This is a genomic window from Aeromicrobium sp., assembly GCF_050700635.1.
Taxonomy (GTDB): domain Bacteria; phylum Actinomycetota; class Actinomycetes; order Propionibacteriales; family Nocardioidaceae; genus Aeromicrobium.
Genome location: NZ_JBOHDT010000107.1, coordinates 41,984 through 51,137, shown reverse-complemented (window position 1 = coordinate 51,137; position 9,154 = coordinate 41,984). Strand labels below are relative to the sequence as shown.

Genomic DNA, 9,154 nt, shown 5'->3' with positions numbered 1-9,154 from the left:
TCGAGGTGACGCGGCACGTCGGCCACGACGAGATCGAACCCACGCACGGCAGCCGCGAGCACCCCGCCCAGCGCCTGCGGGACGTCGTCAGGCCCGTCACGCCCCCATGACAGCGTGGCCAGCCCGTCGCGGCGCGGCAGCACATCGGCCAGCGACTCGGCCGCCACCGGTCCGTCGGCGACCCCGAGGTCGTGCCACCGGAGTCCGTCGACGGACTCCGTTCCGAGGAGCAGCTCGAGTCCTCCACCGAGTGGATCGGCGTCGAGCAGGAGCGACTGGAGGCCGCGATCGGCCCCGGCCAGCGCGAGGGAGGCGGCCAACGTGGAAGCCCCCGATCCGCCCACTCCGCCGACGACACTGACCAGGCAGGCCTCGCCTCGGCCGTCGAGGGCGAGCGTCAACGCGTCCAAAGCTCGCACCTCGTCGTCGCCTGTGACGACGTCGACAGCACCGAGGGCCACGGCCAGCGGCCATGCCTCGCCGGGCGAACGGGCCAGCAGCAGCACGTGGTCGCGGCGCGGAAGCTGCGCCCGCACGAGCTCGGGCGCCAGGTCGTCGCCGACCATCACGACCGGAGCCCCGCGCCATGAACGCCTCGCGGCCGCGACGTCGGGAGCGACCTCCGGTGTGCAGCCGACCGCCGCGCACCATCGCAGAGCGTCGTCGAGCATGCGGTCGTCAGCGGTGGCGATGAGGGGTAGGGCGAGGTCCATGGAGCCAGCCTCGGCGACCCGCCACCAAGGCCGCGGAACTGCGACGAGCAGCTGTGGACACCGGATTCCGACCCGGGCCCTGTGGACGCCGGCTGGCAGGATCGGCCCATGGAGGTCACGGCCAAGTTCCTGGAGCTGCTGCTCGCCGGCGCGTCACGCGAAGACCTCGACCTCGTGGTGGCCGAGGCCGGGGTCTCCGGGACCACGCCCGAACAGCTCGAGTCGCTGCGCCAGCAGCATGCGCTCGCCGTGCGGATCCACGAGCAGATGGCGCGTCAGCGCAGCCGCGAGGCCGAGCTCTCGGGCTTGTACGAGACGGCACGCGATCTCACCGGCATCCGCGACCTCGACGCGATCCTGGCCGCGATCGTGCGCCGCGCAAGGCAGCTCCTGGGCGCGGACATGACCTACCTCTCGCTCAACGACGAGGAGGAGGGCGCGTCGTACATGAAGGTCACCGACGGCGCCCTCACGCCGGAGTTCCGCACCCTCAGACTGCCCCTCGGCACCGGTCTGCTCGGACTGGTCGCCCAGACCGGAGAGCCCTACTTCACCGCCGACTACCAGGCCGACGAGCGGTTCCTGCACGCCGACTACATCGACTCGGCGGTCGCCGGCGAGCAGATCCGCGCCATCCTCGGCGTACCCCTGATGGTCGACGGCGCGGTGATCGGAGCCTTGCTCGCCGTGCACCGCTCCATCCGTGCCTTCCCCGCGTCCGAGGTCGCGTTGCTGACCTCCTTCGCCGCGCACGCGGCGGTGGCCCTCGAGAACGCACGACTCTTCGAGCAGGTCCGCGCTGCCGTCGCCGCCGCGGACGGGGCCAACGCCGAGCTCCAGGCACGTTCCGACGCCACTGAACGTGCGGCCCACGCACACGATCTGCTCACCGACGTGCTCCTGCACGGCGGTGGTGTCGTCGAGGTGGCGGGCGTGCTGGCCCAGGTGCTCGGCGGCGAGCTCTCGGTGTACGACGACGAGGGACGACTGCTGACGGGCGCGGACACCGGTATGACGGAGCAGCTCGACGCGGCCATCACCGAGGCACGGACATCAGGACGATGCGTCCGTATGGACGGTGGTGCGTGGGTGGCGGCCGCGGCCGCCGGCGACGAGCACCTCGGCACGCTCGTCCTGCGCACCGACGAGTCCCTCGACCTGCTCGAGCGGCGCACGCTCGAGCGCGGCGCACTTGTGGTCGCGCTAGTCCTGCTCTTCATGCGCAGCGAGGCCGAAGCCGAGAGCAAGGTCCGTGGCGAGCTGCTCGTCGACCTGGTGAGCGGTCGCGACTTGGATGCGGATCGGCTCCGCGAACGTGCCCGGCAGCAGGGCGCCGACCTCGACGGCGACCTGGCGATCGCCGTCGCCGAGCCGGACGCCGAGTCGGAGTCGGGCGTGCAGGCCGCACGGGTCGCATCGTCGCTGGCTCGCGAGGTGAACGGTCTCGGCGGCGTCCACGAGGGGAAGGTTGTGGTGCTCGCCCCCCAAGACCCGCTTCGCCTCGGCGGCCAGCTGTGCAGCCGACTCGACGTCGCGACGGTCGGCGTCGCGTCCAGCTCGGGCGGGGTCGAGCGGATCCCGGCCGCATGGCGCGAGGCGCGCCAGATCCTGACCACACTCGTGCGACTCGGCCGGACGGGTGAGGTGAGCGACCCCGCCGGTCTCGGGCTCGCCCGGCTCCTTCTCGGGGGCAACGGGCCGGAGGAGCTGGAGGAGTTCGTCTCCCACACGCTCGGACCGGTCCTCGACTACGACGCCGGACGCGACACCCGGCTCGTCGAGACGCTGGACGCGTGGTTCGCAGCAGGCGGCTCCCTGCGCGCCACGGCTGAGCGCCTGCACATTCATCCGAACACCGTCACACAGCGGCTGGAACGGGTCGGACAGCTGCTCGGCGACCACTGGCGCGAGCCCGGACGCGCTCTCGACGTCCAGCTCGCACTGCAGATGGTCCGTCTGCGGCGCACCATGTGACTCGGGCACATGGAAACCCCAAAACCATGGGCTCTCTCACATGGTGAAAGGTGATGCGGGACACGTAACGTCCCACGAATGAGCGCGTCCCACTCAGGTCGAACGCTGGCCGGCCGCACGGCCCTGGTCACCGGTGCCGCCAGTGGCATCGGCCGTGCCGTCGCGTCCCGCCTGGCCGCCGACGGCGCGGACGTGCTGCTGCTCGACCATGACGAGCGCGGGGTCAAGGAGACAGCCGACCAGGTCGGTGGCGAGTACCTCGTCGTGGACCTGTCCGACGCCGCTCACATCGACTCTCTCGAGCTCGGCTCGCGCGGCATTGACGTGCTCGTCAACAACGCCGGCATCCAGCACGTCGCCCCGGTCGAGGAGTTCGACGCGGAGCGGTTCGCCCTGATCCACCGGGTGATGCTGCAGGCGCCCTTCCTGCTCGCCCGCGCGGTCCTGCCCGGCATGTACGCCGCCGGTTGGGGACGGATCGTGAACGTCTCCTCCGTGCACGGCCACCGGGCATCGGCCTTCAAGTCGGCCTATGTCAGCGCCAAGCACGGCCTCGAGGGCCTCTCCAAGGTGATCGCCCTCGAAGGGGCGGAGAAGGGCGTCACCAGCAACACCATCTGCCCGGGCTACGTCCGCACTCCACTCGTCGAGGGGCAGATCGACGACCAGGCGCGCAGCCACGGGATCGCCGAGGACCAAGTCCTCGAACACGTCCTGCTCGCCCGCACTCCAGTGAAGCGGCTGGTCGAGGCCAACGAGGTCGCCGGCCTCGTCGCGTTCCTCTGCGGACCCGGCACCCAATCGATCAATGGAAGCTCATATCTGATGGACGGCGGCTGGGCCGCCGCATGAAAGGAAGAAGCAGATGACAACGACACGGGGGGCCAACGCCTCAGAGGACACCCGGGACAACCGGTCGATCGTCAAGGTGGTGTTCGCGAGTCTCGTCGGTACCGCCGTCGAGTGGTACGACTTCTTCCTCTACGGCTCAGCTGCCGCGCTCGTGTTCGGCACGCTGTTCTTCCCGGACGCCGATCCCGTCAACGCGACACTTCTCGCGTTCGGCACCTACGCGGTCGGGTTCGCGGCACGTCCGCTGGGCGGCATCGTGTTCGGCCACTTCGGTGACCGCGTCGGGCGCAAGAAGATGCTCATCGTCGCGCTGATGATGATGGGTGTCGCGACCTTCGCGATCGGGCTGCTGCCGACGTACGCGACGATCGGCGTCGCGGCTCCGATCCTGCTGCTCATCTGCCGACTGGCCCAGGGATTCGCCATCGGCGGCGAGTGGGGCGGCGCGGTCCTGATGTCCGCCGAGCACGGTGACGACGCGCGGCGTGGCTACTGGGCCTCATGGCCGCAGGCAGGCGTCCCCCTCGGCAACCTGCTCGCCACCGGCGTGCTGTTCTTCCTCGCAGGCGTGCAGTCCGACGCCGCCTTCGAGGCGTGGGGCTGGCGCATCCCGTTCCTGCTCTCGGCCGTGCTCGTCCTGATCGGCCTGTACGTCCGGCTGCAGCTCGAGGAGTCCCCGGTCTACAAGGAGGCCCAGGCGGAGATCGCGGAGAAGAAGCACGAAGACTCGCACATGCCGCTGCTCGAGGTGATCCGGACCTACCCGAGGGAGGTCCTCATCGCGATGGGCATGCGGATGGCCGAGAACGTCTCCTACTACATCTTCACCATCGTGGTCCTCACCTACGTGACGACCTATCTGGACGCCAGCACGGACCTGATCCTGCAGATGCTGCTGATCGCCGCGGCCGTGCAGTTCTTCATGATCCCGGCTCTCGGCGCACTCTCGGACCGGGTCGGGCGACGTCCGCTCTATCTCATCGGCGCGATCGGCGTCGCGGCGTGGTCGTTCGTCTTCTTCGACCTGATCGACTCGCAGAGCTCGGGCAAGGTGCTGCTCGCCGTGGTCGTGGCACTGTTCTTCCACTCGCTGATGTACGCGCCACAGGCCGCGTTCTTCTCCGAGCTGTTCGGCACTTCGGTGCGCTACACCGGTGCGTCGGTGGGCTACCAGCTGGCGTCGATCTTCGCCGGTGCCCTGGCCCCGATCATCGCGCTGAAGCTGCTCGGCGACGTCGACGAGAAGAACACCACCGCGGTGGCCATGTACGTCACCGTTGCCTCGGTGATCACCGTGATCGCGGTGCTCTTCGCCAAGGAGACGAAGTCGTCCTCACTGCGGCACGACCGGGTCGTGCGCGGCGCTCACGACTGACGCGGTTCAGGTACGGGCGCGACATCCTCGGGGGGTGTCGCGCCCGTACTCTGTTCAGGCGGCCGGCGCGGACCTACAGTCAGACGCAGTCGAGTTAGGAAGAGGTGGGCTCTGTGTCCAATCACTTCGCATCCGGCACCTGGCACGTCAAGGAAGGCTCGGAAGAGGAGTTCGTCCAGCGCTGGAGGGAGTTCCTCGAGTGGACCCGCGCGGAGCATCCGGCGATGCTCAACGCCTCCCTGATCCGCAACCAAACGGTCCCGAATCACTTCGTCTCCTTCGCCGAGTGGGCCGACGCCGACTCCCGCAATGCGTGGAAGCAGACCGAGGGGTTCATGCAGCGCCAGATGGCCTGCCGGGAGCTCTGCGAGAAGATGACCGGCTCCGACTTCGACCGCGTGGTGTCGATCTGAGAATTCAGGCGGCTCGCATCGCGCGCGACGCGGTGGTCGTCACCGGGATGGACTCGTAGCCGCGCAGGGTCCGGGTGCCGCGCCGAACCGGTGTTCCGACGACGCGGAGGTCGGGAAACCGTTCATAGAGGGTGCGCAGAGCCACAGCGCCTTCCAGCCGGGCGAGTCCGGCGCCGAGGCAGTAGTGCACGCCCGACGAGAACGAGACGTGCTCGTTCGCGTTCTCGCGGGTGACGTCGAACCGCCCCGGATCGGTGAACACCTCAGGATCGCGGTTGGCCCCTCCGAGGAAGACCACGACCGGTTCGCCCTTCGCCACCGCATGCCCGCCGACGTCGACGTCGGCATACGCGGAGCGCAGCGTCATCTGCACGGGTGAGTCGAAGCGCAGGACCTCCTCGACGACGTTCGGCCAGAGGTCGGGGCGTTCGCGCGCGATGGCGAGCTGGTCCGGGTGCTCGTCGAGCTGCACGACGCTGTTGCCGATGAGGTTGACGGTGGTCTCGAATCCGGCGCCGAGCACGAGCAGCCCCACCGCGAGGAGCTCGTGGTCGTCCATGCGGTCGTCGTCCTGCATGGTGGCGAGCCGGCTGAGCAGATCAGTGCCGGGGTCGGCTCGCAGGTTCTCGATGTGGTTGCGGAACCATCCGTTCAGGCGACGGACGGAAGCCTCGGCGATCCGGTAGCGGCGCCACGACAGCAATGGATCGAGCAGCATCGCGGCGTCGTCACCCCACGCGAGGATGTCCGCCTGCGACTCCTCGGGTACACCCAGCAGATCGGCGATCACGGCCACTGGCAGCTGCGACGCGTACTCGTCGACGAGGTCGAACGACTCCGGATGATCGACAGCGATGCGTTCGAGCAACGACTCAGCCACCTGCGTCACGCGCTGCTCCATCGCCGCGACCGACCGGGCCGAGAACTCCCGTGTGACCAGCCGGCGGAGCCGGGCGTGATCGGGAGGGTCCACCGCGAGCAACGACGGCGGATCCATCGGTCCGAGGGCGTCCGGATCCATGACGCGGTCCAGCACCCGACGAGTGAGGGGAGGCAGTTCGCCGTGGCCCGAACCCACACCGAACACCGGCGAGCGGAGCACTTGGTTGGCGGCAGCGTGGGATACGGTGCCGGACATGACCGGTGTCTTCAGCACCGGACCGGTGGCGCGCACCACCTCGTAGGTCGCGAACGGGTCGGCATTGAGCACAGGATCCGCCAGCAACCGGGCGAGCGGGTCGCCCTTGCGGACGGCGCGGGCCAGGAACGCGTTGCCGATCCCGTGGGCCAGTGCCCACGTCGCCCACGAACGCGTCGGCCGCGTCACGCGCCCGGCGAGCCCGGTGTCAAGCCGCGAGCTCATGCTCTCTCTGGACCGAGCGGTGGGCGTCGAGAATCTGGGGAACGCCGGCGTACTGCCGGTACAGGTTCGCCCAGCGCTCCTCGAGCTCGGCCTCGGAGATGTTCGCGTCGATCTGCGTCTCGACGTGGATCCGCCAGAAGTAGGCAAGATCTCGGAGCAGGTCGTCGGGTCCGGTGAAGGTGTCGAGGTAGTCGTCGGACCACGGCAGAACGCCGTCCTGGCGCACCGCGGCGATCGCCCTGACTTCGCGGAGCGCGTGCTGTCGTCGTCGGGTCTCGGTCCAGGTCATGTCACTCATCCCCTCGTCGGGTGGATCAACTGGTTCGACAGTAGGGACCGGCACGTCTGCGCAGCATCGCTCCACAGGACCCATTGTGCCTACGACCCAGGTAGGAGCGGGCTTCCGACCAGGAAGGGATGCCGCAAGCGGCCCCTGGTCCTTACGCTGGGAGCCGTGTACCCACCCGCCACCCTCCGACGCGTCGTCGCGCGCATCGAGGAGAAGGAACAGGCCCATGGGATGGCCTTCCCTTGGTGGATCCCGCTGTTCTCGATCGCGGGCCACACCGGCGCCATCATGTTCGCGCTGTGGCAGCGCGACCACGTCACCCTCCCCTATGTCCTCGCCATCCTCGCGCTGGTGACCGTGCCGCTGACCACCCAGCTTCTCATCGAGGCGTGGGTGCCCTGGTGGCCGACGTTCCTCGCCAGCATGGTCGCGGCGTCACTGGTGCTCGCTCTGCCGCTCGCAGGCGCCGGCGCGCAGGACGCCATCGCGCTGTTCCTGCTCTTCGTCGTCGCCGAGCAAACCGCCAAGTGTGGTCTGCGGATCGGCAGTGTTGCGGTCGTGAGCGCGATCGCCCTTCTCGTGACCGCGTCGATCACCGGTCACCTGGACCCGCTGTTCGTCCACCTCGTCACGGCGGTGCTCGGGTTCTGCCTGGGCTTCATGCTCCACTGGCAGACGCGCGCCCTGGCCGCTGAGCGCGCGGCCCGCGCCGTCGAGCACAACCGTGCCACGCTGGCCGAGCGCGACCGCATCGCGCGCGAGATCCACGACCTCGTCGCCCACTCGCTGAGCGTCACGATGCTGCACATCACCGGAGCGCGACGCATGCTGTCAGACAGTGCCGGATCCGAGGGGGACGACGTCAAGGAGGCGATCGAGGCGTTGCGCGACGCCGAGCGGGTCGGGCGTCAGGCGATGAGCGACATCCGGCAGACCGTCAGCGAGCTCGCCACCGAAGGAGACCCGAACCGGCCACTTCCGTCGGCCGACGACCTGCCCGAGCTCGTCGAACGGGTCCGGGACGCGGGCCTGCAGACGAGCTACGACGTCCACGGCGACGTCGGCCGCCTCCCTCCTGCCCTCGGCCTCGGACTGTACCGAGTCGTCCAGGAGTCGCTCACGAACGTCACCAAACACGCGCCGGGCTCGCCGGCACACGTCAGTCTCGCCGTCGGACGCACCGACGTCCGCCTGACCGTTCGCAGCACGCGCACCGTCCCGCACAGCGAACCGGACGACAGCGGCTCCGGCATCACCGGAATGACCGCCCGCATCGAGCAGCTCGGCGGCACCCTCACGTCACGGCCCGCCGGCGACTTCTGGGTCGTCGAGGCGATGCTCCCCATCGAAGGCGAGACCGTGGCTGCCGACGGCTGCGTCATCAGCCGCACCATCAGCGGGGCACCGAGTGCCTCGGGCACATCGCCTGCGGTCGAGGAGGCCACGACGTGACGTCCCTGCCGCAGGAGCACGCCACCCGCGTGATGCTGGTCGACGACCAGGAGCTCGTCCGCTCCGGTCTGCGCCGCATCCTGCGCAGACGGGACGGATTCGAGATCGTGTCCGAGTGCGCCGACGGTGGCGAAGTACCCTCCGCGCTGAAGGAGCACGACGTCGACGTGGTCGTGATGGACCTGCGCATGAAGGGCGTAGGCGGCATCGAGGCCACCCGTCTGATGCGTGAGGATGCAGGCGCACCACCCGTTCTTGTCCTCACCACGTTCGACGACGACGAGATGCTGTCGGGAGCGCTGCGCGCCGGAGCCGCCGGATTCATCCTCAAGGACTCCTCGGCCGAGGATCTGATCCGTGCCGTCCGCTCCGTCGCCGAGGGCGATTCCTGGCTCGATCCCGCCGTCACTGCCCGCGTGCTGACGCGATACCGGGAGTCGCCGGGCGGCGAAGCCACCGGCGCCGGATCACCCGACCACAACACCCTGCTGACGACGCGCGAACAGGAAGTCCTCCACGCGATGGGTTGCGGCCTGTCGAACACCGAGATCGCCGGCGCGCTGTTCATCTCCGAGCTCACCGTCAAGAGCCACATCGGCCGGGTGTTCGTGAAGCTCGGGCTCCGCGACCGCGCGGCCGCCGTCGTGTACGCGTTCGACCACGGCATCGTCAAGCCGGGCGACGCCGGCCGTCTTCGCACGGCCGGTACCTGAAACGACCGGT

9 protein-coding genes are annotated in these 9,154 nt (G+C 69.3%); 6 read left to right on the top strand and 3 right to left on the bottom strand.

Annotated features, from left to right (window positions below):
* On the bottom strand, window positions 1-713 hold a 713-nt coding region (gene ssd / locus ACRDPN_RS08735; protein WP_431447050.1), incomplete at its 3' end, for a septum site-determining protein Ssd.
* 108 nt (window positions 714-821) lie between these two features.
* On the opposite strand from ssd, the gene ACRDPN_RS08730 reads away from it, so the two are divergent.
* From ACRDPN_RS08730 to ACRDPN_RS08715, 4 genes are all read left to right on the top strand, one after another.
* Window positions 822-2,687 (top strand): helix-turn-helix domain-containing protein, encoded by a 1,866-nt coding sequence (locus tag ACRDPN_RS08730; RefSeq protein ID WP_431447049.1) that lies wholly within the window; start codon window positions 822-824, stop codon window positions 2,685-2,687.
* Between the two features lie 78 nt (window positions 2,688-2,765).
* On the top strand, window positions 2,766-3,539 hold the full coding sequence (locus tag ACRDPN_RS08725) for a 3-hydroxybutyrate dehydrogenase (protein ID WP_431447047.1): 774 nt from the start codon (window positions 2,766-2,768) through the stop codon (window positions 3,537-3,539).
* Between the two features lie 13 nt (window positions 3,540-3,552).
* Window positions 3,553-4,914: an MFS transporter gene (locus ACRDPN_RS08720; protein WP_431447046.1), complete on the top strand. Its 1,362-nt coding sequence runs from the start codon at window positions 3,553-3,555 to the stop codon at window positions 4,912-4,914.
* 113 nt (window positions 4,915-5,027) lie between these two features.
* Window positions 5,028-5,327, top strand: coding sequence for a putative quinol monooxygenase (locus tag ACRDPN_RS08715; RefSeq protein ID WP_431447045.1), 300 nt, complete (start codon window positions 5,028-5,030; stop codon window positions 5,325-5,327).
* 4 nt (window positions 5,328-5,331) lie between these two features.
* Here the strand turns inward: ACRDPN_RS08715 and ACRDPN_RS08710 are convergent, their stop codons facing one another.
* Together ACRDPN_RS08710 and ACRDPN_RS08705 are read right to left on the bottom strand one after the other, a co-directional pair.
* On the bottom strand, window positions 5,332-6,690 hold the full coding sequence (locus ACRDPN_RS08710) for a cytochrome P450 (protein ID WP_431447044.1): 1,359 nt from the start codon (window positions 6,688-6,690) through the stop codon (window positions 5,332-5,334).
* On the bottom strand, window positions 6,674-6,979 hold the full coding sequence (locus ACRDPN_RS08705) for a hypothetical protein (RefSeq protein ID WP_431447043.1): 306 nt from the start codon (window positions 6,977-6,979) through the stop codon (window positions 6,674-6,676). The genes ACRDPN_RS08710 and ACRDPN_RS08705 overlap by 17 nt, the downstream gene beginning before the upstream one ends.
* Before the next feature lie 165 nt (window positions 6,980-7,144).
* Here ACRDPN_RS08705 and ACRDPN_RS08700 point away from each other — a divergent pair, with 165 nt between their 5' ends.
* Both ACRDPN_RS08700 and ACRDPN_RS08695 read left to right on the top strand, forming a co-directional pair.
* Window positions 7,145-8,431 (top strand): sensor histidine kinase, encoded by a 1,287-nt coding sequence (locus tag ACRDPN_RS08700; RefSeq protein WP_431447042.1) that lies wholly within the window; start codon window positions 7,145-7,147, stop codon window positions 8,429-8,431.
* Window positions 8,428-9,144 carry a response regulator gene (locus ACRDPN_RS08695; RefSeq protein WP_431447041.1) on the top strand — a complete coding sequence of 239 codons (717 nt, stop codon included), beginning with the start codon at window positions 8,428-8,430 and terminating at the stop codon, window positions 9,142-9,144. Before ACRDPN_RS08700 ends, ACRDPN_RS08695 begins: the two co-directional genes overlap by 4 nt.
* Window positions 9,145-9,154 lie beyond the last annotated feature (10 nt).

Bases quoted from the DNA above. Each gene is read 5' to 3' on its own strand.
- ACRDPN_RS08730 (WP_431447049.1), top strand. From the start codon at position 822: ATGGAGGTCACGGCCAAGTTCCTGGAGCTGCTGCTCGCCGGCGCGTCA.
- ACRDPN_RS08725 (WP_431447047.1), top strand. From the start codon at position 2,766: ATGAGCGCGTCCCACTCAGGTCGAACGCTGGCCGGCCGCACGGCCCTG.
- ACRDPN_RS08720 (WP_431447046.1), top strand. From the start codon at position 3,553: ATGACAACGACACGGGGGGCCAACGCCTCAGAGGACACCCGGGACAAC.
- ACRDPN_RS08710 (WP_431447044.1), bottom strand. From the start codon at position 6,690: ATGAGCTCGCGGCTTGACACCGGGCTCGCCGGGCGCGTGACGCGGCCG.
- ACRDPN_RS08705 (WP_431447043.1), bottom strand. From the start codon at position 6,979: ATGACCTGGACCGAGACCCGACGACGACAGCACGCGCTCCGCGAAGTC.